The 25,394-nt window shown below is 64.0% G+C and carries 23 protein-coding genes; 20 read left to right on the forward strand and 3 right to left on the reverse strand.

Going from position 1 to position 25,394, the window contains the following annotated elements:
* Window positions 1–73 precede the first annotated feature (73 nt).
* From WD006_RS08680 to WD006_RS08705, 6 genes are all read left to right on the forward strand, one after another.
* Complete coding sequence (locus WD006_RS08680) at window positions 74–1,510, forward strand: M20/M25/M40 family metallo-hydrolase (protein ID WP_029306919.1); 1,437 nt, start codon at window positions 74–76, stop codon at window positions 1,508–1,510.
* A gap of 500 nt (window positions 1,511–2,010) precedes the next feature.
* Complete coding sequence (locus WD006_RS08685) at window positions 2,011–2,700, forward strand: 3-oxoacid CoA-transferase subunit A (RefSeq protein WP_008645347.1); 690 nt, start codon at window positions 2,011–2,013, stop codon at window positions 2,698–2,700.
* Window positions 2,701–2,728: 28 nt separating this feature from the next.
* Window positions 2,729–3,376, forward strand: a complete 648-nt coding sequence (locus WD006_RS08690) for a 3-oxoacid CoA-transferase subunit B (RefSeq protein WP_008645348.1) — start codon at window positions 2,729–2,731, stop codon at window positions 3,374–3,376.
* A gap of 28 nt (window positions 3,377–3,404) precedes the next feature.
* A complete protein-coding gene (pcaF, locus tag WD006_RS08695) occupies window positions 3,405–4,607 on the forward strand; it encodes a 3-oxoadipyl-CoA thiolase (RefSeq protein ID WP_008645349.1) in 1,203 nt (400 codons plus the stop codon).
* Between the two features lie 259 nt (window positions 4,608–4,866).
* Window positions 4,867–5,598 carry an SDR family NAD(P)-dependent oxidoreductase gene (locus WD006_RS08700; RefSeq protein WP_375198935.1) on the forward strand — a complete coding sequence of 244 codons (732 nt, stop codon included), beginning with the start codon at window positions 4,867–4,869 and terminating at the stop codon, window positions 5,596–5,598.
* A 103-nt stretch (window positions 5,599–5,701) separates the two neighbouring features.
* Window positions 5,702–6,706 (forward strand): Bug family tripartite tricarboxylate transporter substrate binding protein, encoded by a 1,005-nt coding sequence (locus WD006_RS08705; protein WP_011518195.1) that lies wholly within the window; start codon window positions 5,702–5,704, stop codon window positions 6,704–6,706.
* A 196-nt stretch (window positions 6,707–6,902) separates the two neighbouring features.
* Here the strand turns inward: WD006_RS08705 and WD006_RS08710 are convergent, their stop codons facing one another.
* Window positions 6,903–7,112, reverse strand: a complete 210-nt coding sequence (locus WD006_RS08710) for a hypothetical protein (RefSeq protein WP_011518196.1) — start codon at window positions 7,110–7,112, stop codon at window positions 6,903–6,905.
* A gap of 326 nt (window positions 7,113–7,438) precedes the next feature.
* Between WD006_RS08710 and WD006_RS08715 the strand changes: the two genes are divergently transcribed.
* The gene (locus WD006_RS08715) at window positions 7,439–8,008 is read left to right on the forward strand and encodes a PadR family transcriptional regulator (protein WP_011518197.1); all 570 of its coding nucleotides are present in this window, start codon (window positions 7,439–7,441) and stop codon (window positions 8,006–8,008) included.
* 33 nt (window positions 8,009–8,041) lie between these two features.
* Here WD006_RS08715 and WD006_RS08720 read toward each other — a convergent pair whose 3' ends face one another.
* Window positions 8,042–9,031 (reverse strand): NAD(P)H-dependent flavin oxidoreductase, encoded by a 990-nt coding sequence (locus WD006_RS08720; RefSeq protein ID WP_008645355.1) that lies wholly within the window; start codon window positions 9,029–9,031, stop codon window positions 8,042–8,044.
* 180 nt (window positions 9,032–9,211) lie between these two features.
* On the opposite strand from WD006_RS08720, the gene WD006_RS08725 reads away from it, so the two are divergent.
* Together WD006_RS08725 and galE are read left to right on the forward strand one after the other, a co-directional pair.
* Complete coding sequence (locus WD006_RS08725) at window positions 9,212–10,288, forward strand: tyrosine-type recombinase/integrase (protein WP_011518198.1); 1,077 nt, start codon at window positions 9,212–9,214, stop codon at window positions 10,286–10,288.
* Window positions 10,289–10,380: 92 nt separating this feature from the next.
* Window positions 10,381–11,400, forward strand: a complete 1,020-nt coding sequence (galE, locus tag WD006_RS08730) for a UDP-glucose 4-epimerase GalE (RefSeq protein WP_029306920.1) — start codon at window positions 10,381–10,383, stop codon at window positions 11,398–11,400.
* A gap of 201 nt (window positions 11,401–11,601) precedes the next feature.
* Here the strand turns inward: galE and WD006_RS08735 are convergent, their stop codons facing one another.
* The gene (locus WD006_RS08735) at window positions 11,602–11,910 is read right to left on the reverse strand and encodes an H-NS family nucleoid-associated regulatory protein (protein ID WP_011518200.1); all 309 of its coding nucleotides are present in this window, start codon (window positions 11,908–11,910) and stop codon (window positions 11,602–11,604) included.
* A 551-nt stretch (window positions 11,911–12,461) separates the two neighbouring features.
* Here WD006_RS08735 and WD006_RS08740 point away from each other — a divergent pair.
* The 11 genes from WD006_RS08740 to motB all read left to right on the forward strand — a co-directional run bounded on the left by WD006_RS08740 (window position 12,462) and on the right by motB (window position 25,375).
* Entirely contained in the window at window positions 12,462–14,279 is a 1,818-nt protein-coding gene (locus tag WD006_RS08740) for a methyl-accepting chemotaxis protein (RefSeq protein ID WP_029306921.1), read from the forward strand.
* A gap of 136 nt (window positions 14,280–14,415) precedes the next feature.
* Window positions 14,416–16,398, forward strand: a complete 1,983-nt coding sequence (locus WD006_RS08745) for a putative bifunctional diguanylate cyclase/phosphodiesterase (RefSeq protein WP_029306922.1) — start codon at window positions 14,416–14,418, stop codon at window positions 16,396–16,398.
* A 159-nt stretch (window positions 16,399–16,557) separates the two neighbouring features.
* Window positions 16,558–16,941, forward strand: coding sequence for a response regulator (locus tag WD006_RS08750; protein ID WP_029306923.1), 384 nt, complete (start codon window positions 16,558–16,560; stop codon window positions 16,939–16,941).
* A 150-nt stretch (window positions 16,942–17,091) separates the two neighbouring features.
* A complete protein-coding gene (locus tag WD006_RS08755; protein ID WP_017513142.1) occupies window positions 17,092–17,580 on the forward strand; it encodes a chemotaxis protein CheW in 489 nt (162 codons plus the stop codon).
* 100 nt (window positions 17,581–17,680) lie between these two features.
* Window positions 17,681–19,339, forward strand: a complete 1,659-nt coding sequence (locus tag WD006_RS08760) for a methyl-accepting chemotaxis protein (RefSeq protein ID WP_060784770.1) — start codon at window positions 17,681–17,683, stop codon at window positions 19,337–19,339.
* Window positions 19,340–19,377: 38 nt separating this feature from the next.
* A complete protein-coding gene (locus WD006_RS08765) occupies window positions 19,378–21,219 on the forward strand; it encodes a methyl-accepting chemotaxis protein (protein ID WP_029306926.1) in 1,842 nt (613 codons plus the stop codon).
* Between the two features lie 108 nt (window positions 21,220–21,327).
* Entirely contained in the window at window positions 21,328–22,080 is a 753-nt protein-coding gene (locus WD006_RS08770; protein ID WP_011518207.1) for a DUF4088 domain-containing protein, read from the forward strand.
* A 398-nt stretch (window positions 22,081–22,478) separates the two neighbouring features.
* Window positions 22,479–22,796 carry a flagellar transcriptional regulator FlhD gene (gene flhD, locus WD006_RS08775; RefSeq protein WP_008647543.1) on the forward strand — a complete coding sequence of 106 codons (318 nt, stop codon included), beginning with the start codon at window positions 22,479–22,481 and terminating at the stop codon, window positions 22,794–22,796.
* The gene (gene flhC / locus WD006_RS08780; RefSeq protein ID WP_011518208.1) at window positions 22,793–23,398 is read left to right on the forward strand and encodes a flagellar transcriptional regulator FlhC; all 606 of its coding nucleotides are present in this window, start codon (window positions 22,793–22,795) and stop codon (window positions 23,396–23,398) included. The genes flhD and flhC overlap by 4 nt, the downstream gene beginning before the upstream one ends.
* A gap of 122 nt (window positions 23,399–23,520) precedes the next feature.
* The gene (gene motA, locus WD006_RS08785; protein ID WP_008647547.1) at window positions 23,521–24,384 is read left to right on the forward strand and encodes a flagellar motor stator protein MotA; all 864 of its coding nucleotides are present in this window, start codon (window positions 23,521–23,523) and stop codon (window positions 24,382–24,384) included.
* Between the two features lie 13 nt (window positions 24,385–24,397).
* Window positions 24,398–25,375 carry a flagellar motor protein MotB gene (motB, locus tag WD006_RS08790; RefSeq protein WP_011518210.1) on the forward strand — a complete coding sequence of 326 codons (978 nt, stop codon included), beginning with the start codon at window positions 24,398–24,400 and terminating at the stop codon, window positions 25,373–25,375.
* Window positions 25,376–25,394 lie beyond the last annotated feature (19 nt).

Here is a 25,394-nt window from a genome sequence, read left to right on the forward strand (position 1 = left end):
GAGGGAGGCTGCGACGAATCCGTCTGGCCTTTTTCCTTCCTGCTCGATCCCATAACGAATATTCGGAGGTGTCGTGCGTATCCATCGTCGTCCAGAAGCTGTTCGTGCCCTGGTGGCCGCCGTGCTCGTGACCTGCGCCGCAGGGGCCGTTGCCCAGAGCCTGCCCGCCAGCAAGGCGCCCCCCGCCACGCTCACGCCCGACCAGCAGCGTTTTCACGATATCTACAAGGAACTGGTCGAGATCAACACGACGCATTCGGCCGGGGACAGTGCCCAGGCGGCGCGCGCGATGGAGAAGCGACTGGTGGAGGCAGGCTTCTCCGCGTCGGATATCCAGGTGTTCGAGCCGTTTCCGCGCAAGGGCAATCTGGTGATGCGCTTCAAGGGCACCGGCGCCAGGCAGCCGGTTCTGCTGCTGGCGCATATCGACGTCGTGGAGGCCAAGCGCGAGGACTGGAAGACCGACCCCTTCCAGCTTCAGGAGACCAATGGCTACTTCACCGCGCGTGGCTCCATCGACGACAAGGCGATGGCGTCGGCGTTCGTGTCGGTGCTGGGGCAGTTGAAGCAGGAGGGCTTCAAGCCGTCGCGCGACATCATCCTGGCGCTCACGTCCGACGAGGAGCGCGGCGACGTGCCCAGCAATGGCGCCGACTGGCTGGTGAAGAACAAGCCTGAACTGCTGAAGGCCGAGTTCGGCATCAACGAGGGCGGCGGCGGCGAGCTGCGCGACGGCAAGCCGGTGCTGCACCGCGTTCAGGTGGCCGAGAAGATGTACACGACCTACGAACTGGAAGTGCGCGACGTGGGCGGGCATAGCTCGGTGCCGACCAAGTCCAATCCTGTGTACGCGATGTCCGAGGCGCTGAGCCGCCTGGGTGCGTACCAGTTCCCGGTCAAGATGGCCGACGTGACGCAGACCTACTTCGCGCGCAGCGCTCCGCTGGCGAAGGGGCAGCTTGCCGAGGACATGCGCGAGGTTGGCACGGGCCGTCCGAGCCAGGCGGCGATCGACCGGCTGTCGGCCATTCCGTTCTACAACGCCCAGCTTCGTACCACCTGTGTGGCGACCATGGTCAATGCCGGACACGCCGAGAACGCGCTGCCGCAATCGGCCAAGGCCATCGTCAACTGTCGCATCCTGCCGCATGACGATCCGGCCGACATCGACCGCCAGCTCAAGTCGGCCCTCGGTAACGACAAGATCAGCGTGCGATACATCAACAAGCCGCTGGCCAGCCCGGCCTCTCCGCTAGACGGCGCGCTGATGAAGGAAGTCGACGCGCTGACCAGGCAGATGTGGGATGTGCCGGTGATTCCGGCCATGAGCACGGGCGCAACCGACAGCCGCTTCATGCGCAATGCCGGTATCCGGATGTACGGCGTTTCCGGCCTGTTCACCGAACCGTCGGACATGCGCGCGCATGGTCTGGACGAGCGCATCGAGATTGCGCGCCTGTACGATGGCCGCGAGTTTCTCTACCGTCTGGTAAAGCGGTTGTCGGAATAATTTCGTAAAACTGCGATTCCGCAAGGCATCGGCGGGCGTTGCGCACTACCATGCGTGGTAGCTGTGCATCGCCCGCCGTACCTTTGGTTCAAGCCTGTTTTAGCCCGCCTCTGGTCGTGTATGACGCTGCCCGGCGGGCTGGCCGATTATCGCCCGAGACGTGGCCCCCCGCCTTGACCCTGTTTTGGCGACAGGTGTAACCTTTGTTCATTCTGCGAATTGGAGTTCGTATCGCGAACTTTATGGGAATCCGGTGAACAAGGCAGGAAATTACTGACGTTCGCTGGTATTCGCAGCAAGCATCTGCATGAAGCCGCAGCAAGATGGCTGACAAAACAACTGCAAGATTGTTGGACTGTCCTTGACGGACCACCGCGCACGGAGCGCGGGGACATCAGACAGGACGCCCGTCCAGCCACTGCCGGAGACAGCTTTGCGTGCCGCGCCCCTTTGCGGCCGGTCCCGGTATGCGCGCCGGACCCTTCCATACTGGAACGCAAGTGATCAACAAGCTATATGACTCGGTGGAATCGGCAATGGCCGACATCCACGATGGCGCCACGATCCTGATTGGCGGTTTCGGCCTGGCCGGCATGCCGGCGGAGCTGATCGACGCGCTGATCGCCCAGGGCGCGCGCGACCTGACCATCGTCAACAACAACGCCGGCAATGGCGACACGGGCCTGGCAGCGCTGCTCAAGGCCAAGCGTGTCCGCAAGATCATTTGCTCGTTCCCGCGCCAGGCGGACTCCTACGTATTCGACTCGCTGTTCCATGCCGGTGAAATCGAGCTGGAACTCGTGCCCCAGGGCAATCTGGCCGAGCGCATCCGCGCGGCCGGCGCCGGCATCGGCGGTTTCTTCACGCGCACGGCCTACGGCACGCCGCTGGCCGAAGGCAAGGAAACGCGCATCATCGACGGCCAGGGCTATGTGTTCGAAAAGCCGATCCACGCTGACTTCGCGCTGATCAAGGCCGAGACCGCCGACCGCTGGGGCAATCTGGTCTATCGCAAGACCGCCCGCAACTTCGGCCCGATCATGGCCATGGCTGCCAAGTGCCCGATCGTGCAGGTCAGCAACGTAGTGGAACTGGGCGAACTCGACCCCGAGCACATCATCACGCCGGGTCTGTTCGTCAAGCGCGTGGTCAAGGTTGCAAGCGCCGCCAAGCCGGCCAGCGCGGCCTGATCCGAATCGAGCGAAGAAGGAGAAACACATGCAACGCCTGACCCGCGACCAAATGGCCGCCCGCGTGGCCAAAGACATTCCGGACGGTGCCGTGGTGAACCTCGGCATCGGCCTGCCCACCCTGGTCGGCAATCAACTGCCGGCCGACCGTGAAATCCTGCTGCACAGCGAGAACGGCCTGCTCGGCATGGGCCCCGCTCCCGCGCCGGGCGAGGAAGACGGCGACCTGATCAACGCTGGCAAGCAGCCGGTGACGATCAAGCCGGGTGGCTCGTATTTCCACCACGCCGATTCGTTCGCGATGATGCGTGGCGGCCACCTCGACTTCTGCGTGCTGGGCGCGTTCCAGGTATCGGAGAAGGGTGACCTGGCCAACTGGCATACCGGCGCACCGGGCGCCATCCCCGCCGTGGGCGGTGCGATGGACCTGGCTATCGGCGCCAAGCAGGTGTTCGTGATGATGGAGCACCTGACCAAGCAGGGCGAAAGCAAGATCGTGTCCCAGTGCACCTATCCGCTGACCGGCATCGGCTGCGTCACGCGTGTCTACACGGACCTGGCCACGATCGATGTGACGCCGGACGGCCTGGTTGCCCGCGATCTCGTGGACGGCCTGTCGTTCGACGAACTGCAACGCCTGACCGGCGTGCCTCTCAAGCAGGCCGTAGCCGCCTGACCAACCACCAAGACGAGCGAGACAGAACATGAGCGAAGCATTCATCGTTGACGCCATCCGTACCCCCATCGGCCGTTACGCCGGCAGCCTGTCCGGCGTGCGCGCGGACGACCTGGGCGCCGTGCCCCTGAAGGCCCTGATGGCCCGTAACGCCAGCGTGGACTGGTCGGCGATCGACGACGTGATCTTTGGCAACGCCAACCAGGCCGGTGAAGACAACCGCAACGTTGCGCGCATGTCGGCCCTGCTGGCTGGCCTGCCGGACGCCGTTCCCGGCGCGACGATCAACCGCCTGTGCGGTTCGGGCATGGACGCCACCGGCACCGCCGCCCGCGCCATCAAGGCTGGTGAAGCCAACCTGATGATTTCCGGCGGCGTGGAAAGCATGAGCCGCGCCCCGTTCGTCATGGGCAAGGCCACCTCGGCCTTCTCGCGTGACGCGCAGATCTTCGACACGACCATCGGCTGGCGTTTCATCAACCCGGCGATGCGCGCCGCCTACGGCGTGGACTCGATGCCCGAGACCGCCGAGAACGTGGCGACCGACTACAAGATCGGCCGTGAAGACCAGGATCTGATGGCGCTGCGCAGCCAGGAGAAGGCATCGCGCGCGCAAGCCGACGGCACGCTGGCGCAGGAAATCACCCCGGTGACGATTCCGCAGAAGAAGGGCGACGCCATCGTGGTCGACCGCGACGAACATCCGCGTGCCACGAGCATGGAAGCGCTGGCCAAGCTGCGCGGCGTGGTGCGTCCGGACGGCACGGTGACCGCCGGTAACGCCTCGGGCGTGAACGATGGCGCGTGCGCGCTGCTGCTGGCCAGCGAAGCGGGCCTGAAGCAGCACGGCCTGAAGCCGCGTGCCCGCATCGTTGGCATGGCAACGGCTGGTGTGGCACCGCGCGTGATGGGTATCGGCCCGGCGCCGGCCACGCAGAAGCTGATGAAGCAACTGGGCATGACGCTGGACCAGATCGACGTGATCGAACTGAACGAAGCGTTCGCCGCGCAAGGCCTGGCCGTACTGCGTCAACTGGGCATCGCCGACGACGACAAGCGTGTGAACCCGAACGGCGGCGCCATCGCACTGGGCCACCCGCTCGGCATGAGCGGCGCGCGTCTGGTGACGACCGCGATGTACCAGCTGGAGCGCACTGGTGGCCGCTTCGCGCTGTGCACGATGTGCATCGGCGTGGGCCAGGGCATCGCCATGGTGATCGAGCGCGTTTGATGGCTTGATGCATGGCTACCGGCCGATGCCAGTGGTCATGCGCTCCTCTCTCCCGCGCAGGTGGGAGAGAGGAGTTACCGAAGCAAAACAGTAGAAGTTTCAGTTTCCCTTGCTTCCCGTCGTTAATTCATGCGGGAAGTTTCAGTGGTGTCTCTTCCCCAACGAGGTAGAGCATCGCGGCCAGGCCGACGGGCTCGCCGGCTTCGCCGTATTTTTTCTGATTTGACCGGCCGCTTGCGTGCCGGTGCGGAGTACCGAGATGTCCCTTCCTGTTGCCACCCTGGTCACTGGCGCCAGTTCCGGAATCGGCCGAGCCATTGCGGAAATGCTGCTCGCCGATGGTGTGACGCGTGTCATCAACGTCGACTATGCAGCGCCGACGTGGTCGCACCCGAACATGACCTTTTTCCAGGCCGATCTGACCAATGCCGATGCCACGCGCGCGGTGGCGGAGCAGGTGACGTCTCAGTTCGCCGTGACGCGGCTCGTCAACAATGCCGGCGCCACGCGCCCCGGCACGGCTGACACGGCCACGGCGGAAGATCTCGATTACGTCGTGGGCCTGACCCTGCAGGCCACGATGCTGCTGACACAGGCCTGCCTGCCCGCGATGCGCGCGGCGGGGTTTGGCCGCATCGTCAACATGGCTTCGCGCGCGGCGCTGGGCAAGCCCGAACGCGTGGTGTATTCCGCTGCCAAGGCTGGGCTGGTTGGCATGACCCGAACGCTGGCGATGGAGCTGGGCGGCGACGGCATCACCGTCAACGCCGTGGCACCGGGTCCCATCGCCACCGAGCTGTTCCGCCGGAGTAATCCGGAGGGCAGCGAACAGACACGGCGCACTCTCGCAAGCATCGCCGTGAAACGCATGGGAACGCCGGAAGACGTGGCGCGTGCCTCGCTGTTCTTCCTTGCACCCGAGAATGGTTTCGTGACGGGACAGGTCCTGTACGTCTGCGGCGGAACCACGCTGGGTGTGGCACCCGTATAAGAAAGTGCCCGCCCCCCAGGCACGGGGCGGAATAGCGGTTCAAAGCATTACGTCCGCAGTAAGCCAGATGGCTAGCGGACGTGCATCACTCCTGGAGCACAAGATGAGTATCACCAAGCAAACGTCGAAGGCGCGCAGACGCCTGCTGGCCGTTGGCGTGGCACTGGCAACTGGTGTTGCCGCCATGACCGGCGCCCAAGCGCAGGGCACCTATCCGACCAAGCCGATCACCATGATCGTGCCGTTCTCGGCAGGTGGCACCACCGATATCCTGGCCCGCATCGTCGGCCTGCAACTGGGCAAGGCGCTCGGCCAGCCCGTCGTGATCGACAACCGTCCGGGCGCGGGCGGCAACATCGGCGCATCGCTGGCCGCGAAGGCGCCGGGCGATGGCTACACGCTGTTCATGGGCACCATCGGCACGCACGCGATCAACCAGTCGCTGTACTCGAAGCTGCCGTACGACCCGGTCAAGGACTTCGCGCCGATCACGCGCGTGGCCATGGTGCCGAACATCGTCGTGGTGAACCCGAAGGTGCCGGTCAACAACATCAAGGAACTGATCGCCTACGTGAAGGCCAACCCGGACAAGCTGTCGTATGGCTCGTCGGGCAGCGGTTCGTCGATGCACCTGTCGGGTGAACTGTTCAACTCGATGACGGGCCTGCACATCCAGCACATCCCGTACAAGGGTAGCGCTCCGGCCGTGAACGACCTGCTGGGTAACCAGATCGGCCTGATGTTCGACAACATGCCGTCGTCGTACCCGCACGTGAAGGCCGGCAAGTTGCGCGCCATCGCCGTGACCTCGGCCAAGCGCTCGCCGGCTCTGCCGAACGTGCCGACCGTGGCCGAGTCGGGCGTGCCCGGCTATGAAGCCACGTCGTGGTTCGCGCTGTACGCCACGGGCGGCACGCCGCAGGCCGTCGTCGATCGCCTGAACGCCGAAGTGGTGAAGATTCTTGCCATGCCGGAAGTGAAGAAGCAGATGGCCGAGCAGGGTGCCGAACCGCATCCGGAAAAGCCGGCTGAACTGGCTGCCTTCATGAAGTCCGAGGCCGCCAAGTGGGCCAAGGTGGTGAAGGCTTCTGGCGCGACCGTGGACTGATCTCCCGGATCGACCCAGGTCGCCGAAGACCGGCCAGCAGGTATCGCGCCTGCTGGCCGGTTTTTTTTTGGTGGGAATCCTCTTCAGAAAAGAAAAGCCCGCGACGTTCGTCGCGGGCTGAATCCCAGGTCCTTGGCGGACAGGAGGAGACAATCGACAGACTTGCGGTGGCTGCATTCTCACCGCAGTAAAGGCATCAGCTCAGGCTGTACTTGACGACCTGTTCTTCCACACCCACGAAACGCACCAGTTGCCGCAGGCCGCTGGCGTATTCCTTGATGTGATGGCCCTCCGGGGTATCGGGGAGCCGGTAATAGAACGGCGCCGTTCCGGCGCGCGTGCGGGTGACAGGCTTCGTCGCCTCGGCTGCGGCTGTGCCGGCGGTCGCATCCGGTCTTGCGTTCATGGACAACTCCCGGGTAGCGCATGGCGCGGAACGTTGGGCCGGTAGAAGGGCACGCGCATGCGGGGTGGCAATGTCTGGAATGTATTGCAGATTATCGGGAAATGCCATTTCGATTTTTTTACATCAGTATCGTAATAATTGACTAAATTGTCATGAATGCAAGTATTTGTGCCGTCACTTGCACATGACTGGTTTCGATGCGCGCATCTCAGTGGATATCGGCATGACGTGACGTGACTTGCGCGTTACCATAGCGCCACCTGACCATTTCACTGAACTTGGTCAGCATCATCCATGCCAGCGATCCCGTCGCACCTATCGGCCGAATGTCCACCCAACACGCTCTCCTGATATCCCTGATCGAAAAGCCATCCTCGGGCTACGATCTCGCGCGCCGGTTCGACAAGTCGATCGGTTATTTCTGGCACGCCACTCACCAGCAGATCTATCGGGAGCTGGGGCGGATGGCCGAATTGGGCTGGATTGCCTCGGACGAGCCGGAAGTCACCGTCGACGGAGACGGGGCGGAGAAGAAGGGCCGCAAGAAGGTCTACCGGGTGTTGCCCGCCGGGCACGACGAACTGGTGCGATGGGTGCTTGCGCCCGTTCAGGGGCTGGACCAGCGCGAGGAGATCCTGGTCAAGCTGCGTGCCGATGCCGCGATCGGGCCGCTAGGCCTGGACAAGGAGATGGGGCGACTGATTGCATTGCACGAGGCGCGGCTGGAAACATACCGGGGGATCGAGCGCAAGGATTTCTCCGGCACGCTCGATCGCCGGCAGCAGATCCAGTACGCATTGCTCCAGCGCGGCATCCAGTTTCAGGAAAGCTGGCTCGCATGGGGCAGGTCGCTGCTACCGCTGCTCACTGCCACGGGCAGTGGCGTCAAGGACTGACGACGGGCGTCGTCAGTCTTCAGGCTACAAACTTCAGGCCAGATCCACGGCACGTGCCGCGCCGGCCGGCGCAGCAAGGCCCAGACGGCGGCGTGCGAGCGCGTACTCTTCCACGAAGCGGCGCACCAGCTCGGCGGCCGGCACCACACGCTTGATGGCGCCGACACCTTGGCCAGCGCCCCAGATGTCCTTCCAGGCCTTGGCGCTGCCCGATCCGAAATTCATCTTCGACGCATCCGAGGTCGGCAGCGCTGCCGGGTCCAGACCTGCGCGGACGATGCTCTCGCGCAGGTAGTTGCCGTGCACGCCCGTGAACAGGTTCGAGTAGACGATATCGTCGGCGGAGCTGTCGACGATCATCTGCTTGTACGCATCCTGAGCATTGGCTTCGAGCGTGGCGATGAAGGCCGAGCCGATATAGCCGAGATCGGCGCCCGCAGCCTGAGCGGCCAGCACGGCATCGCCGCTGGCAATCGCGCCCGACAGCAGCAAGGGACCGTCGAACCATTCGCGGATCTCATGCAGCAGCGCGAACGGCGACAGCGTGCCGGCGTGGCCGCCCGCACCCGCCGCCACGGCGATCAGCCCGTCTGCGCCCTTCTCGATGGCCTTGCGTGCGAACGTGTTGTTGATCACGTCGTGCAGCACGATGCCACCGTAGGAGTGCACGGCCTCGTTGACTTCGACACGCGCGCCCAGCGAGGTGATGACGATGGGCACCTTGTAGCGCACGCACATTTCCAGGTCGTGCTCGAGCCGGTCATTGGACTTGTGCACGATCTGGTTGACCGCGAACGGCGCGGCCGGGCGGTCGGGGTGCTTGGCGTTGTGCTCGCCGAGTTCGGTGGTGATCCGGTCCAGCCATTCCTCCAGCTTTTCCGCCGGCCGCGCATTCAGCGCGGGGAACGATCCGACCACGCCGGCCTTGCACTGGGCGATGACGAGATCGGGATTGGAAATGATGAACAGCGGCGAGCAGACAGCCGGTAGCGACAGGTTCTGCAGCAGGGCGGGAAGGGCCATGACGGATCTCTCGTTCAGCGGTTGAGTTGAATTTATGCAACTGGTTGCATAGTGGGTGCCAAGGTATCACGCGATGACTCCCATGTGCAACTGCCGGAGGGCTACGATCGCGGGATCCAGTGGCCCTTTGTCTACAATGAGGACGTTGCTTTGCATACTCAGAGCGGGAGAGCGTTGGTCATGACCCAGGCAAGTGCCGATTTCGTTACGGCGGACGGCGAGACACCGGCCACCTCCGGCGATCTGTTCGATGCCGACCTCGACGCCTGGCGAAAGCACCCGGACCGCGCCTTCGACGGCTGGCTTGCGCGACACGGTTTTCGCCACGGCACCGCCGTGGTCTATCGGGCGATGTGGGGCAAGCTGCTGCGCTGGTCAGGTGAGCAAGGACTAACACCGCTGACGTGGTCGGCCGCACAGATCGGCGCGTTCCTGGATGCCCAGAATCTGCACAAGCGTCACCGCTACCGTTACGCGCGGCTGATCGAACGCGTTTTCCATCATCTGTCCCAGTTGCAGCAGAATCTGCACAACCCCGCCAGCCAGGCCGTCAAGTCGCATCTCGCCGACGGCGAGAACGATCCGACCGCCTTTCTGTTACCTGGCGAGCGCGACCTGCTGGTGGCCCGCATCCTGGCACCGGCGCCCGAGCCGGTTGCCGAGGCCGCCCGCCCGGACAGCCAGGCCATTTCGCCAAAGCAATGGAAACGCGCCCGCGATGTCGCGCTTCTCGCGGTCCTGCTGGGTGGCGGACTCAAGGTGGCGGAGGCGCGGGCGCTGCGCGTGGAGGCGATCGAAGGTTTGGGTGGCGGCGCGATGGCGATTCGCATGGTCCGGACGGACAACGGGCGGGCGTACACCGTCCCCTTGTTCGGGTTTGTCCATGCACCGCTGCGCCGCTGGCTGGAGACGCGGGCGGCAGCGGAGACATTAGGCGATCTCGTGTTCCCGGCCATGACCAACGGCCGTGCCATGCACGCGGCATCGGTGTATCGCCGCGTCGAGATCCTGCTCGAAGAGGCCGGCGTGCTGGCGGGCCGCAGCGAACGGGCGTCGCCCCAGACACTGCGGAATACCTGCGGCGCCATGCACTTCGATGCAGGAACGCCGCCGGCGGCGGTGGCCCAGTTGCTGGGGATGCGCGATATGGAGTCTGGCTGGCGGCTGCGGGCAGCTTATGAAGCGTGGCAGGCCCGCACCGGGCTTCCGGTCATGGGCAGGCCGCTTTCGCGCCCGAATGGTGGAAGCGGCGCATGATACATATCGCGGCCGTAAAGACGCACGGTTATGATGGCAGCCCACTCGGTGAGCGAGCGACGTGAACCCAATCCAGATCCTTGAAGATTTCCATGGCTGAGACCCTATTGCTGACCGGCGCGACCGGATATATCGCCTCCCACACATGGGTGGCGTTGCATGAAGCAGGCTACAACGTGATCGGGCTCGATAATCTCTGCAATAGCAGCGCCGAGGTCGTGAACCGGCTGGCGAAGATTACTGGCACGACACCGCATTTTGTGGAAGGCGACGTGCGCGACCGCGCACTGCTGGACCGGCTGTTCGCCGAGCACAAGATCAACGGCGCCATCCATTTCGCCGCCCTGAAAGCGGTGGGAGAGTCGGTCAGCAAACCGCTCGAGTATTACGGAAACAACCTTGAGGGTTTGATCACACTGTGCTCGGCGATGCAGTCGGCGGGTGTCAGGCAATTGGTGTTCAGTTCCTCGGCCACGGTGTACGGCAATCCCCATGCGATGCCGATTCTCGAGAATTTCCCTCTTTCGGCCACCAATCCGTACGGCCAGACCAAACTGATGGGGGAGCAGATCCTGCGTGATCTGGAAATTTCCGATCCGGAATGGAAAATCGCCTTCCTGCGTTATTTCAACCCGGTAGGCGCACATGAGAGCGGAACGATTGGCGAGGATCCGGGCGGCATTCCGAACAATCTGATGCCCTATGTGGCGCAGGTGGCCGCCGGGCGGCGCGAAAAGCTGAGTGTGTATGGCGGTGACTATCCGACGCCCGATGGCACCGGGGTGCGCGACTATATCCATGTCAGCGATCTGGCCGATGGCCATGTGGCAGCGCTGGCCTACCTTGGCAAGAACTCGCGCGGCATGACCGTGAATCTTGGCACGGGCCGTGGATATAGTGTTCTGGAAGTTGTGAAGGCCTACGAACGAGCCAGCGGGCGGCCGATACCCTACGAAATCGTCGCGCGTCGCCCCGGCGATATCGCGGAATGCTATGCCGATCCGGGTCTTGCCCGCACGCTGCTTGGCTGGAGCGCCCGCCACGACCTCGACCGCATGTGCGAGGACTCCTGGCGCTGGCAGTCGTTGAACCCGGTGGGGTTCACGGCTTAGCGGCGCTATCAAAATGATTCTGGCGTCGTTGCGCGGCCTTGGCCGGTCCACTTGTACTGTCTGCGGCCGCGCGTCTAGCCAGAACCGCTTCGCTTCATCTTGATAGCACTTCTTAGCGGCGACTGCCCTGATGGACACGTGGCAAAAAAGAAACCGGGCATAGCGCCCGGTTTCTTTTTATCTGCCGATCGGCTGGGTTGTTCAGCGGATCAGGAAATCTTCCATCGACTTGCCATTGGCCAGTGCCTGGGTCAGCCAGCCCGGGCGCTTGCCACGGCCCGTCCAGGTATTGCCGGCGCTGTCACGGTAACGAACCGGCACCTTGCGGCTGACGGCCTTCTTGCCGGCCACGGCCTTGCCACCAAATCCGAGGTCTTCGGCGGTCAGGCCATATTGTTCGATTTTCTCGCGAATATCGGCGATCACCGAGGCTTGCTCGCGTGCCTTGATCTCTTCGGCCTGCTTCTGCAGTTCGCTGATTTTCTGAACGATTTCCTGATAGGTCGCCATTTGTATCCTCGGGTTTTAGTGTTGGTCCGTGAATTGACGAGGGGAATTATAACGGCGTATCTCGCCGCTGCAAATCCCCTGACTTTAATTTCAGAGAAATCTGCGAAAAGTCCCAAATCAGAATAATCCCTGAACTTTCGGGTTGGCATGTGGTCATCGCGATGATCTCCGGCGCCGCCAGCGCAAGCCACATGCCACACTAAAACCCGTAAATCTACGGCACCAAAGGCAGTGCTCTATTCAATGGCTGCGATATTCCTGGCCAATCGTGCCTGGACTGGCAATTCAGCAGGCACTGAATCAGGCACGTGCGGCGAGATTTCACATTTATCATTTGAAAGCTATTTGAAAGTAAGTGCCGAAGATGTCACGAGATAATTCTGATTGATCTCACGTGGCGTAGTCGGCATTTCGTCGATGTTCAGGGCTGGCGCCTCAAGGAAGCTCACGGGATGGCCGTTATCGAAGCCTGAGCGGGGCGACGCGCGGTATCGCTCCGCCGGGACCGGAGCAGGGGTGTCTTCGGGTTATCCCCCAATGATCAGCACATCATGTCTTTTCACCAGAATATCCAGATCAAGACCCTTTTACGGGGCGCAATGGCCTTGCTTACGGCGAACCTCCTGCTGGTCGGCGGCGCCGGTCTGCTAGGTATTTCTCAATCCAATGGCGCGCTCAAGGAGACGTACTCCAACCAGTTGGCGTCGTCACAGGCGTTGTCCGAGGCGATGCTCGGCACCACCCGCCTGCGTCTGGCGCTCGATCGCGGTGTGATGCGGGGGAGCGAGAACGATGATCTGAAGAAGCACGTCGACCGCGCCAATGTCTTCATCGAGTCATCCGACAAGGGTTGGAAGACCTATATGTCGCTGCCTCAGAACGACGATGAAAAGGCGCTGGCCGGCGAACTGGCGGCCAAGCGGCAGGCGTTCTTCGAGACCGGCGTCAAGCCACTTGAGCAGGCCATGGTGGCCGGCAACCATGACGAGGCGCTGCGTCTGGCGCGCGATGTGCTGCCAGACCTGCAGCGCGGCATGTCCGCCGCGCACGAGAAGCTCGAGAAATTCCAGTTCGATACCGGCAAGGCCAACTTCGAAGGCGCGCAGTCGCGCTATGAGACGACTCGCGCGATGTCGCTGGCGCTGATCGCGCTCGGCATCCTGGTTGCCGTATTCGCTACCGTGATGCTTCACCGCGCCATCGTCCGCCCGGTACAGGAAGCGCTCGACGTGTTCGAGCGCATGACGCGCGGCGACCTGACATCGCGTATCTCCAGCATGTCGAAGAACGAGATCGGTCGCATGATGCAGGCGCTGGCCACCATGCAGGAGAGCATCGCGGGCATCGTCGCCGAAGTTCGCGGCGGCACCGATTCGATGGCGTCGGCCACGCAGCAGATCTCTGCTGGCAACACGGATCTCTCGCAGCGTACCGAGGAACAGGCCGCATCGCTCGAGCAGACCGCGGCCAGCATGGAAGAACTGACCACCGTCGTGCGACAGAATGCCGACAACGCGCGCCAGGCCGGCGCTCTGGCCGGCGAGGCTTCGGAAATCGCCATGAAAGGTGGCGACGTGGTCGGCCGCGTGGTGGACACCATGAACGAGATCAACGGCGCCTCGCGCAAGGTGGTCGACATCATTGGCGTGATCGAGGGCATCGCATTCCAGACCAACATCCTGGCGCTGAATGCGGCGGTGGAAGCCGCGCGCGCCGGCGAGCAGGGACGCGGTTTCGCGGTCGTGGCGGGCGAGGTGCGCAGCCTCGCGCAGCGCAGCGCCAATGCAGCGAAGGAGATCGAGTCGTTGATCAACGAATCCGGCCAGCGCGTGGAAAGCGGCACCCGGCTTGTTGCTGAAGCGGGTCAGACCATGGGCGAGATCGTTCATGCCGTGCGCCGCGTGACGGACATCATGAACGAAATCAGCGCCGCGTCGCAGGAGCAGACCACCGGCATCGAGCAGGTCAACCAGGCCGTGGCGCAGATGGACCAGGTCACGCAGCAGAACGCGGCTCTGGTGGAAGAAGCGGCGGCAGCGGCCGGTGCGCTGGAAGAGCAGGCACAAAAGCTCAAGGGTGTGGTGTCGGTGTTCACGCTGGTTTCCGATGGCGGCAACGCGCGCGCCAATGCCGGCGCGCAGCGTGCCGTGCATTCGCTGGCGACGTCGCCGACAAGCGCACCAGCAACTGCACCGGCAAGCGCACCGGCAATGGCACGCAGCGCCGAACGCGCGTCGCCGCCCGCAATGCTCCCGCCCAACCGCCGTTCGCCCGTGGCGCGCATGCCAGCCGAAAGCCGGCCATTGCGCCCGTCGGCGAGCCAGCCGGCCGCGGCAGCCACGGCCGACGACGACTGGGCAACCTTCTGATCAACGCGGTCAACCAGCAAGGACACATCGACGCTAGATTTACGAGGCATTTGCGAAGTGCCATGATGCGGGGCGCGCGCCCGGCACGCATCATGGCGCTTTCGGTGCCCCAGTATCTTCCATTCTTGTCGCCCCCATGATCGCCACGAGTTCCAGCCTCCTGCTGCTCGCAGCCCTGCTCGGCATTGCCGCGGCAGTGGGCGTGCGCGCGGCCAAAACCGAAGGCGGGCCCGGGCGCAAGGCCATGTGGTCGATGACGTGGCCGGCCGCGCTGATGTCGCACGGGATGCTCGGTATGCCCCTTTGGGTGACACTGGCATCCGGCACGCTGACCGCCGCCAACGATGGCGCGCGGATGGCAGCCACGTTTGCCGCCACGCTGGCGGCCAGCCTGGCTGCGTCGCATCTGTTCGGGCCGCCGCTTCAGTGGCTGCGACAGGGCGCGCGTGGCTGGCGCGTGGCGGTTGCCGCCGCGATGCTGGCTGGCGCCGGTCTGGTCGCCGTGGCCGGCGCGCGGCTGGGGCGTGCCTGTGGCGGCACCGTCATGACGGCGCGCGCCTGTATCGACACGGCCGACTTTTCGGAAGCCAGCTTCCTGGCCTGCGGGATCGCATTGCTGTGCGTGGCGATGTTCGCCATGCATCGCGCCCAGGCGCGCGGATGGCTCCAGGGGCAGGCCGAGCTGGCAATGCACGACGATGTCGCCGATGACCATGCCACGATGCCTATGCTTCGGGCCGGTGACGGACGCGTTTCGCGCCGCGGGCCGGGCCGCATTCCCGGCCTGACGATCCGGCCTTCCGGCAGTGGCCTGTCACCGGTCGGCGAATACAGCGTCAGCACCGACCTGCCAGACCGCACCGCCTTCGCCCGCTGGCTCGATCAAAGCATCGCCCATGCGCGCCTGGCAGAGACGGGATGCGCGGTGCTGCTGATCCATATTGCCGACTATCGCGAGGTCGACGAGGTTTTCGAAGTGCGTGCCGATGACATCCTGGCGCAGGACGCGGGCGCGCTCGCCCAGGCTGCGCTGGAGCCGCACGACTTCCTGGCACGGCTGGCGCGCGACGAGTTCGCCGTTGGCGTGCCCAATCTGGTGCACCACAGCCGCGCGCATGACCTGGGCTCTCGCGTGCTCGGGTCTCTGGCCGAGTTCGTCGCGGCACGCGGCCTGCAGATGCAGATCGGCGTGAACATCGGGATCGCGATTTATCCGCGCGATGCGGCTACATCCGAAGGGTTGATGCAGGCAGCGCGCGTGAGTCTGTCGGAGGCGCGCGAAAGCGGTTCGAACCAGGTGCGCGTGTTCAACTCGGCCGCGGGGGAGCGCGCGCGCCGCACGCGCGTGATCCGGCGCGACCTTTGGCCCGCCATTCAGGACGACGGCCTGTCGTTGATGTTCCAGCCGAAGTTCGACGTGAAGACGCGCCAGGTGGTGGGTGCCGAAGCGCTCTGCCGCTGGCGGCATCCCACGCTGGGCGCGGTCAGTCCGGCCGAATTCATCATGGTGGCCGAGCAGTCGGGCCAGATCGACAAGCTCGACGACTGGGTGATCTCGCGGGTCTGCGGGCAGGTGCGGAGCTGGCAGGACGCTGGGCTGCCGGTGGTGCCGGTAGCGATCAACGTGTCCGGGACGCGTTTCGCGAGCCGCAACTTTCCGCGCTATCTGCTCGAACATATCCACCAGCACGACATCCCGCCTTCTGCGATCACGCTGGAGATCACCGAGACCGCCGCGATGAAGGACATCGCCAAGTCGCTGGAAACGCTGGCGGAGCTGCAATCGCTCGGCATCCAGGTGGCGCTCGACGATTTCGGTAGCGGCTACTCGAGCCTTGGTTATCTGAAACGACTGCGCGTGGGCACCCTCAAGATCGATCGCACGCTGATCGGCGGGCTCGATGCCGACCCGCAGGGTCGCGCCATCGTCGGCTCGATGGTGGCGCTGGCGCACGAGCTGCGGATGAAGGTGGTGGCGGAGGGTGTCGAATCGGCCTCGCAACTGGAAATCCTGCACGGCATGGGCTGCGACGAAGTGCAGGGCTACCTGCTGGCCGTTCCGCTCGACTCGCCCGGGTTTGCCGACGTATTGCACGCGGCACGGCCGCTGGCGGTCTAGAAGGCACGCTTCGCGAATCGGCACTAAAGAACGGTTCCATCGCGCCGATATGCCAATGAAAGGGCGTGCCGCGCGTATTGCGGTCGCCCAAGCCGGCCCGTCCGCCGCCGGCGGTCTTGGCCGTGCCATTGGCGGACTCACCCGAACCCGGAGTCCCCGATGTCTCTCCTGAGCATTCTTGTCGTCGATGATTCACCATCCCTGCGCCGGATGACCAGCGCCTGTCTGCGTGCCGGCGGCTATGGGGTGACCGAGGCGTCCGACGGCAAGGAGGCGTATGAGGTCGCGCGGGAGGGCAACTTCGACATGCTGGTGACCGATCAGGTCATGCCGGTCATGGATGGCCTGTCCCTGATCCGCGCGTTGCGCGCTATGCCGGACTACGCCACGGTGCCGATGCTGATGCTGTCGACAGAGCATGACGATGCCATCCTCGAACGCGCCCGTGAGGCCGGCGCATCGGGGTTCCTGGCCAAGCCGTTCGACCCCGATGAATTCATGGCGTCGGTCGACGCGCTGCTGGGCCCTCCCAACGTAGGGTGAGTTTCACGCAAAGTCGCCCTTCATTCACCCCGCTGCCTGCCGTAATTACTAGAGGGCCATATTCGATGCCCGGTTTCAGGGGCCGCCATGCGCGGTAACGGCAAGGGCACGCCAGCCCGGCAACGATCAACCATGCCAGCGGGGGCAACCATGAACATCAGCATCAACAGGACGGACGGTTCGGGAGAGGAATTCCTGGCGTTCCGGCTCGGTCGTGAAGAGTACGGTATCGACATCCTGAAAGTTCAGGAGATTCGCGGCTACGAAACGGTGACGCAGATCGCCAATGCTCCCGCGTACCTGAAGGGCGTGATCAACCTGCGCGGCACGATCGTCCCGATCATCGACCTGCGCATCAAGTTCAATCAGGCCCAGATCAGCTACGACCAGTACACCGTCGTGATCATCGTCGACATCCATGAGCGGACCACCGGCATCGTGGTCGATGGCGTGTCGGACGTGCTGACGCTGGCCCCGGCCCAGATCAAGCAGGCACCGACCCTGTCGGGCGGCGTCGAAACCGACTATATCCGTGGCATCGGCTCGCTCGAGGGCCGCATGCTGATCCTGGCGGACATCGAAAAGTTGATGAACGTCGACGATCTCGCGGCCATCGAAGCCGCGGCTGGCGCCGCCTGAGCGTACCGCGCCGATTCGTATCTCGCCCCACGCGCGTCCTGCCAGGCGTGGCGTGGGCCGACCGCACACCGCGGTCAACGCCCCCAAAGCAGTCAAAGCCATGCGCAACAACCAGCCAGTCACCCAGCGGGAGCATCCGCTTCCCCCGGACGTCTACCTGATCTCGCGAACCGACCTCAAGGGTCGTATCACGTTCGCCAATCGGACGTTCGTCGAGGTGAGCGGATTCACGTCCGACGAGCTGCTTGGCGCTGCCCACAATCTCGTGCGACATCCCGACATGCCGCCCGAGGCCTTTGCCGATCTCTGGGATTCGCTGCAGGCGGGCAAGTCATGGGTGGGCGTTGTGAAGAATCGCTGCAAGAACGGCGATCACTACTGGGTGCAGGCCACGGTCACGCCGACACGCGTCGGCGACCGCGTCGTCGGTTATACGTCGGTGCGCTCGATGGCCAGCCGCGAACAGATCGATGCGGCCGACGCCGCATATCGTCGTTTCCGCGAGAACCGCGCCGGCGGCCTGGCGATTCGCGATGGCGCCGTGGTGCGTACTGGCCTGGCAGGTCTGGTTGGCCGCGTGACGCGGATTACCCTGAAGCGACGCATCCTCTGGGCCCAGCTTGCGGGGCTGGTGTGGTTCCTGGCGGCTATCGCCGGCGTGCACTGGCTGGCAGAGGAGCAGGCCGCGCAACTCTGGCCGTGGCTGTGGGGCGCATTTGGATTCGCGGTGCTCTCCTCGTTCATGGCGGGTTCGATGCTGGTGTCGCGTGTCGAGCGCCCGGTGCGCGAGATGCTGGACTTCGCGCTGCGTATGGGCGCGGGCGATCTGACGAGCAACTTCGAACACCGGTCAGCCGACGAAGTCGGCGAACTGTCGCGTGCCATGCGCACGATGCAGCGCAGCCTGCAGTCGGTGGTCAACGATATCCAGGGTGGCATGGCCAGCATTTCGGCGGCCACGCACCAGGTGGCCGCCGGCAACAACGATCTCTCGCAGCGTACCGAGCAGCAGGCCGCGTCGCTCGAGGAAACGGCTTCGAGCATGGAGCAGCTGACCAGCACGGTCCGGCAGAACGCCGACAACGCACAACAGGCCACGCGGCTGGCAGCCGATGCCTCCGAGACGGCCGTGCGCGGTGGCGAGGCGGTGGGGCGCGTGGTCCAGACGATGGACGAGATCAACGAGGCCTCGCGCAAGATCGTCGACATCATCGGCGTGATCGAGGGCATCGCATTCCAGACCAATATCCTGGCGCTGAACGCGGCGGTGGAAGCGGCGCGCGCGGCCGAGCAGGGTCGCGGCTTCGCGGTGGTGGCCGGCGAGGTGCGCAGCCTGGCGCAGCGCAGCGCCAATGCGGCCAAGGAGATCAAGGGGCTGATTGGCAATACCGTGGCGCGCGTGGAAAGCGGCGCGGAACAGGTGAGTCAGGCCGGCGCCACGATGGACGAGATCGTGCAGGCCGTGAAGCGCGTGACCGACATCATGGGTGAGATCAGTTCGGCATCGGCGGAACAGAGCGCAGGCATCGAGCAGGTGAATGAGGCGGTGACGCAGATGGACGATGTGACGCAGCAGAACGCTGCGCTGGTGGAGCAGGCCGCTGCCGCGGCGGGCTCGCTCGAAGAACAGGCCGAGCGCCTGCGGGAGTCGATCTCCACGTTCCGCGTGAGTATGCAGGCCGAGGTTCGGCCGCCGCGCAAGCGACAGGTGGCGACGATGGGTGAAACGGGGAAAGAAGCCGGGCTGGTCAACGCCTGAGCTTCGGGTCTATTCAAATGGAAGGAGGGGGTAGTTCTATGCAGTGGTTCAATCAACTACGCGTGACAACCAGGCTGATTGCTGGCTTCCTGGTTGTATCCGTCATCGGCGCCATCATTGGATTGCTCGGTGTCGTCAACATGGGGCGCATGACGGAATGGACCGGCAAGATCTACAACAGCGACCTGCAGGCGCTCAAGGCCGTCCAGGACGGCAACATCAACCTGGTCTATGCCAGCCGCGCGCAGATCGCGCTGCTGTCCGCGTCGACGATGGGCGAGCGCGCCACCGAGCGGGAGCAGATCGAGAAGTCGCTAAGCACGCTGGAGACCCGCGTCAAGTCGGCCAGGGATTCCTTCACGACACCGCAAGGCCAGGCGCTGTTCAAACAGTACGAGACGTTGCTGCCGCCGTTCCGGGAGCGGATGCAGAAGTACGTCGAGCTGATCGGCAAGCAGCCGCTGGACACCTCGCAGTTTGAAAGCATCGTGTTCACTGAGAGCGCCGAACTGATCAAGGACAGCCGCGCACTTGAAGACCTTCTGCTCAAGATAGTGAAGCGCCGCGACGAGCGCGCCAAGGCCAACATGGATGAATCGACCAGCGTCTACAACCACTCGCGCGTGCTGATGCTGGCGCTGGTGCTGGGCGGCCTGGCGGTGTCGGTGCTGCTGGGTGGCTTCCTGGCACGCCAGCTTTCGCGCCAGCTCGGTGGCGAGCCGGGCTATGCCGCGGCCATCGCGGCCCGCATCGCGGAGGGCGACTTTTCGGACGCCGTGAACCTGCGTGCCGGCGACCGGACCAGCCTGCTGCATGCCATGGACCAGATGCAGCAGCAACTCTCGCGGATGGTGCGTGACTTCAAGGTGTCCGCCGAATCGATCGGCTCGGCATCGAGCGAGATCGCAGCCGGCAACAACGACCTTTCGCAACGCACGGAACAGCAGGCAGCATCGCTCGAGGAAACAGCCTCGAGCATGGAGCAGCTGACCAGCACCGTGCGCCAGAACGCCGATAACGCGCGTCAGGCCAGCGGGCTGGCCGCCAATGCGTCGGAGACGGCTGTCCGTGGCGGCGAGGTGGTGGGCCGCGTGGTCCAGACGATGGGCGAGATTAACGACGCGTCGCGCAAGATCGTCGACATCATCGGCGTGATCGAGGGCATCGCGTTCCAGACCAACATCCTGGCGCTGAATGCCGCCGTGGAAGCCGCGCGGGCGGGCGAGCAGGGCCGTGGCTTTGCCGTGGTGGCCGGCGAGGTGCGCAGCCTGGCGCAACGCAGCGCCAACGCCGCGAAGGAAATCAAGACGCTGATCGACAACTCCGTGGCGCAGGTGGACACCGGCGCCGCACTGGTGTCGCAGGCCGGCACGACGATGGACGAGATCGTGCAGGCCGTGAAGCGCGTGACCGACATCATGGGCGAGATCAGCGCCGCTTCGGCCGAGCAGAGTTCGGGCATCGAGCAGGTCAACCAGGCCGTGTCGCAGATGGACGAAGTCACCCAGCAGAACGCGGCGCTGGTCGAGCAGGCCGCCGCTGCCGCAGGTTCGCTCCAGGATCAGGCCAGCCGCCTGATGGCGTCGGTGTCGGGCTTCCGCCTGTCCCACGGTGATGACGCCGTGCCGGCACTGGCTGCCCCGGCTCCCGCAGTGCGCCCGGCCGCCCGGCCGTCGGGCGCGAAGCGCCTGCCTGCCCCGGCGCGCCCGGTCAGGAAGACGGCTGCCAAGGCCGCGGGCACTGCGCTTGCCGCCACATCGGGTGCCGCCGCCGCTGTTGAGGAATCGGTCGAAGCTGCCGATAGCCAGTTGAAGCGCCCGGCAAGTTCAGCGAGCACGACGATCAGCGCCTCCGACAACGGCGACTGGAGCGCCTTCTGACCGGACTTCCGGTAGCCGCTTGGCGGCACCGCAAGGAAGGGTGACGCACGTCCCGGCGCCAGGCATCGAGCCAGCCAGCGCCGGGGCGCTTTTTCGTCCAACGACACCATGAACACCGACATCAGCCTGTCCCTGTCGGCCGAAGCCTCTGCGCGGCTGCGCGCGGACTTCGATGCCTTCGTAAAGGTCTCCACGGGCCTCGATGCCCAGTTCATCCCACCCGCGTTCGATGACTTCCTGCGTGCACGACTGATGCAGCAGGATGGTCCGCTGACCGAGCGCGCCGTGATGCGCCTGCTGGCCAGTGGCGAATATGGATGGGCCAAGAAGGTCTTCGACAAGCAGTTACCCAATGCGCTGGCCGCGTTGATGCGCGATGCGCAGCGCTTCGGCTTTGGCCTGGCCGTGCAGCCCGATTGGACGCCGCAGCAACGCGTCGAGCATGCGCGCCAGTGGGCCACGCAGATTCTCTCCGAGGCGGGCGCCGACGCCGCCTTCACGGAAGCGCTGGCCGCGCAGATATCGGCCAGCGCCGTCGATATTCGCACATTGGAAGAACGCATGAAGACGCCTGCGTGGCGGGTTGCCGATGGTCTTCGGCAGCGCGCGTACGACGTCATGTACGGATTGCAGACGGAGCAGAGCGAAGCGCTGGGGCGCAGCAAGGTTGGAGAGTTGCGCGTCTTGCTGGGCCTGGCGCTGGAGTACGGCTCCATCGGCGCCGAAGAGGCTGCTCGCGTGCTGGAACAGGTGGAACGCGCGTGTCCGCATTTGTTCAGGGAGGCGCCCGACGATGTATTTGCCCGCTTGGCAGCGTGGTTGCGGCGCGTCTTTAGTCAAGGCGCGCTTGTTCGTCAATAGTGGAATTCGGCAGTCGATCAGTCAGTCAGTGACGTGTGCTGCGCAAAACTAGAGTGTCTATTCGGTTCGCGGCTGTAACAATATTGATGTAAATCAGAAGTCAGTTCTTAAGCCTGTTACAAAATTCGCGGCCTTTGTCTGATCTGTACGACATTTGTCTCCCCCCAACTCAAGTAGGGATTGGCATACGAGGCGGAAAGCCGATATAAACGTAACAGTTTCACTTACACTCTGTAACATCTGTAACGTTTCAGAGAAGCGGTGTTACCAGGCGCAGTCACTTTCGTAGTACGTCGTACCCATCGCACACGCACCTTATCGATCTGGTCGCCGGCAAGCAGCATCTGCCGGTAAGCGCCGGACAAGCGGTCGAGGGTTTTTTTGGTAGCGGGGAAAAATTGGAAAGCAGTGAAGTTCTCCAGGAGATCCGGGAGGTCAATCTCGCCTATCTTCTGCTCGCGCAACGACTGGTGCGCGAAAACCAGGTGGAAGCCATGTTCAGGCTCGGCGTCAGCAAGGAAATTGCTGAGATCCTCGCCAAACTGACCTCGGCGCAACTCGTTAAGCTGGCAGCATCGAATATGGTGCTGTGCCGTTTCCGCTTCGACGATCACGCGCTGCTTTCCACTCTCACACACACGGCCAAGAGCCACGATATGCAGCAGATCCACGCTGCTATCCTGCTGGCCCGGCAACCTGTGGAGTCGCTCAATTGACCGCGCTCCTCCAGGCCTCGCCAGCCCGCAGCTTTGCGGCCACCCCCATCCCCAACCGCAAGAGCGTCCTGCAGGACGCGAACCAGACGCAGCTCGCCATCGAGCTGATCGGCCTGGGCGCGCGACTGCAGGTGCTTGAAGCCGAGACCACGCTCTCGCGCGACCGGTTGATCCGCCTGTACAAGGAGCTCCGAGGCGCGTCGCCGCCCAAGGGCATGCTCCCGTTCTCCACGGACTGGTTCACTACCTGGCTGCCGAACATCCATTCGTCGCTGTTCTTTTCCGCGTACCAGTTCATGGTGCAGGAAGGCGAGACGTCTGGCATTCGCGCGGTCGTGGCGGCCTATCGCCTGTATCTCGAGCACGTCTCGTTGCTCGGTGGCGAAATCGTCTTAAGTTTCACCCGTGCCTGGACGTTAGTAAGGTTTTTCGAGAGCAACATGCTGCAGCTTTCCTCGTGCACGTGTTGCGGTGGACAGTTCGTCACGCACGCTTATGAGCCGCACACGAACTTCGTGTGCAGCCTGTGCCGTCCGCCGTCGCGCGCCGGAAAGGTGAAGAAGCTCTCGAAGGACGCCGCAGCCGCGCAGACCGAAGCCTGATCCATCTGGCCCAACGTCCGCGCAGGAGGTGGGCCCTGGGTTGGTGAGCGGTGACCCCTCTCGCCCGCGCGGGATGCCCCCGATGCGTGCCTGACGCGTGTTTTTCAGACGGGGATCCGATCGTGCTTGTAGTTCTTGGCTATGTCGTCGTAGTCGTGGCGGTGCTGGGCGGTTACGCCCTCACCGGCGGCCACATGGGCGCGCTTTATCAACCGGCGGAGCTCATCATCATCGGCGGTGCCGCGGTTGGCGCATTCATCAGCTCCAACAGCGGCAAGGCCATCAAGGCCACGATGAAGGCAATGCCCTCGCTGCTGAAGGGCTCCAAGTACAAGAAGGAACTGTACCTGGACGTGATGGCGCTGCTGTACGTGCTGCTGTCCAAGGCACGTCGCGAGGGCATCCTGTTCCTCGAAAAGGAAATCGCCGATCCGGCATCGAGCAGTGTCTTCAGTCAGTACCCGCGCATCCTGGCCGACGCCAAGATGATGGAATTCCTGACTGACTATCTGCGCATGATGGTCAACGGCAACATGAACGCGTTCGAGATCGAGGCGCTCATGGACCACGAAATCGAAACCGTCCGTCATGAAGCCGAGATTCCGGCCCATGCGCTCTCGCGCGTCGGCGACGGCCTGCCCGCCTTCGGCATCGTGGCCGCGGTGATGGGCGTGGTGCACGCGCTGGCTTCCGCGGACCTGCCTCCGGCCGAACTCGGCGCGCTGATCGCCAACGCGATGGTCGGCACGTTCCTGGGCATTCTGCTGGCCTACGGCTTCGTGTCGCCGCTGGCGTCGCGTGTCGAACACCAGGTGTCCGAGAGCATCAAGATGTACGAATGCATCAAGGTCACGCTGCTGGCGTCGCTCAATGGTTACGCACCGCTGGTGGCGGTGGAGTTCGGCCGCAAGGTGCTGTACTCCACGGTACGTCCGTCGTTCCTCGAGCTCGACGACCACGTCCGCGAAGTCAAGAGCCTGACCTGACGGGAGAGCAGTCATGAGCAGCGCCCAGGACCTGCGTCCGATCGTCATCAAGAAGGCGAAATCACATGCCAAGCCGCATGGCAACCACAGCTGGAAGATCGCCTACGCCGACTTCATGACGGCCATGATGGCGCTCTTCCTGGTGCTGTGGCTGCTGAGTTCCTCATCGCCAAAGGTTCTCGTCGGCGTGGCCGAGTATTTCCGCACGCCGCTCAAGGTGGCGATTGCCGGCGGCGACAAGAGCAGCCTTTCGACGAGCGTGATTCCTGGCGGCGGCAAGGACGTGACGGCCAAGGATGGCGAGATCATGAAGGCGCAGACCAACGATCCGGCAGCGGATGCCCAGCGCCGCCGCGACCAGATCGAGAGCGAACGGCTGCGCGGCCTGAAGAAGCGTCTGGAACAGATCATCGAAAACAACCCGGTACTGCGCCAGTTCCGCCCGCAGTTGCTGCTCGACATCACCAGCGAAGGTCTGCGCATCCAGATTCTCGATACGCAGAACCGTCCGATGTTCCGCACCGGCAGCGCGGCGGTCGAGCCGTACATGCGCACGATCCTGCGTGAGATCGGCCCGGTGCTCAACGAGCTGCCGAACAAGGTCAGTCTTTCCGGACATACCGACTCGGCCAAATACATGATGGGCCAGCGTGCCTACAGCAACTGGGAACTGTCTGCTGACCGCGCCAATGCGTCACGGCAGGAACTGGTTGCAGGCGGCATGGAGGAAGGCAAGCTGCTACGCGTGCTGGGTCTGGCCGACACGATGCCGCTGGAGAAGAACGATCCGCTGGCACCGGTGAATCGCCGTATCAGCATCGTCGTGCTCAACCAGCGCGCCCAGGCCCAGTTCGAGGCCGAGAACGCCAGCGCCGCAGATGTCACGGTGCAGGCTCAGAAGGGCCAGGCGGCACAGGACGTGCAGGCGCAGCTGGGGAGCGCCTCGGCTGCCGGCGCGGGCGAAAGCAAAGGCAAGGGCAAGGGGGAATGACGCGTGCCGCCTGAACAGG

Source organism: Cupriavidus sp. Met-2 (genome assembly GCF_049843575.1).
GTDB classification, from domain to species: domain Bacteria; phylum Pseudomonadota; class Gammaproteobacteria; order Burkholderiales; family Burkholderiaceae; genus Cupriavidus; species Cupriavidus metallidurans.

Excerpts from the sequence above, each read along its gene's own strand:
- WD006_RS08745 (WP_029306922.1), top strand. The coding sequence starts at position 14,416 with ATGATCGCCACGAGTTCCAGCCTCCTGCTGCTCGCAGCCCTGCTCGGC.
- WD006_RS08765 (WP_029306926.1), top strand. The coding sequence starts at position 19,378 with ATGCAGTGGTTCAATCAACTACGCGTGACAACCAGGCTGATTGCTGGC.
- WD006_RS08755 (WP_017513142.1), top strand. The coding sequence starts at position 17,092 with ATGAACATCAGCATCAACAGGACGGACGGTTCGGGAGAGGAATTCCTG.
- WD006_RS08760 (WP_060784770.1), top strand. The coding sequence starts at position 17,681 with ATGCGCAACAACCAGCCAGTCACCCAGCGGGAGCATCCGCTTCCCCCG.
- WD006_RS08750 (WP_029306923.1), top strand. The coding sequence starts at position 16,558 with ATGTCTCTCCTGAGCATTCTTGTCGTCGATGATTCACCATCCCTGCGC.
- galE (WP_029306920.1), top strand. The coding sequence starts at position 10,381 with ATGGCTGAGACCCTATTGCTGACCGGCGCGACCGGATATATCGCCTCC.
- WD006_RS08710 (WP_011518196.1), bottom strand. The coding sequence starts at position 7,112 with ATGAACGCAAGACCGGATGCGACCGCCGGCACAGCCGCAGCCGAGGCG.
- motB (WP_011518210.1), top strand. The coding sequence starts at position 24,398 with ATGAGCAGCGCCCAGGACCTGCGTCCGATCGTCATCAAGAAGGCGAAA.
- WD006_RS08705 (WP_011518195.1), top strand. The coding sequence starts at position 5,702 with ATGAGTATCACCAAGCAAACGTCGAAGGCGCGCAGACGCCTGCTGGCC.
- pcaF (WP_008645349.1), top strand. The coding sequence starts at position 3,405 with ATGAGCGAAGCATTCATCGTTGACGCCATCCGTACCCCCATCGGCCGT.
- WD006_RS08720 (WP_008645355.1), bottom strand. The coding sequence starts at position 9,031 with ATGGCCCTTCCCGCCCTGCTGCAGAACCTGTCGCTACCGGCTGTCTGC.
- WD006_RS08770 (WP_011518207.1), top strand. The coding sequence starts at position 21,328 with ATGAACACCGACATCAGCCTGTCCCTGTCGGCCGAAGCCTCTGCGCGG.
- WD006_RS08715 (WP_011518197.1), top strand. The coding sequence starts at position 7,439 with ATGTCCACCCAACACGCTCTCCTGATATCCCTGATCGAAAAGCCATCC.
- WD006_RS08735 (WP_011518200.1), bottom strand. The coding sequence starts at position 11,910 with ATGGCGACCTATCAGGAAATCGTTCAGAAAATCAGCGAACTGCAGAAG.
- WD006_RS08690 (WP_008645348.1), top strand. The coding sequence starts at position 2,729 with ATGCAACGCCTGACCCGCGACCAAATGGCCGCCCGCGTGGCCAAAGAC.
- WD006_RS08725 (WP_011518198.1), top strand. The coding sequence starts at position 9,212 with ATGACCCAGGCAAGTGCCGATTTCGTTACGGCGGACGGCGAGACACCG.
- WD006_RS08700 (WP_375198935.1), top strand. The coding sequence starts at position 4,867 with ATGTCCCTTCCTGTTGCCACCCTGGTCACTGGCGCCAGTTCCGGAATC.
- WD006_RS08740 (WP_029306921.1), top strand. The coding sequence starts at position 12,462 with ATGTCTTTTCACCAGAATATCCAGATCAAGACCCTTTTACGGGGCGCA.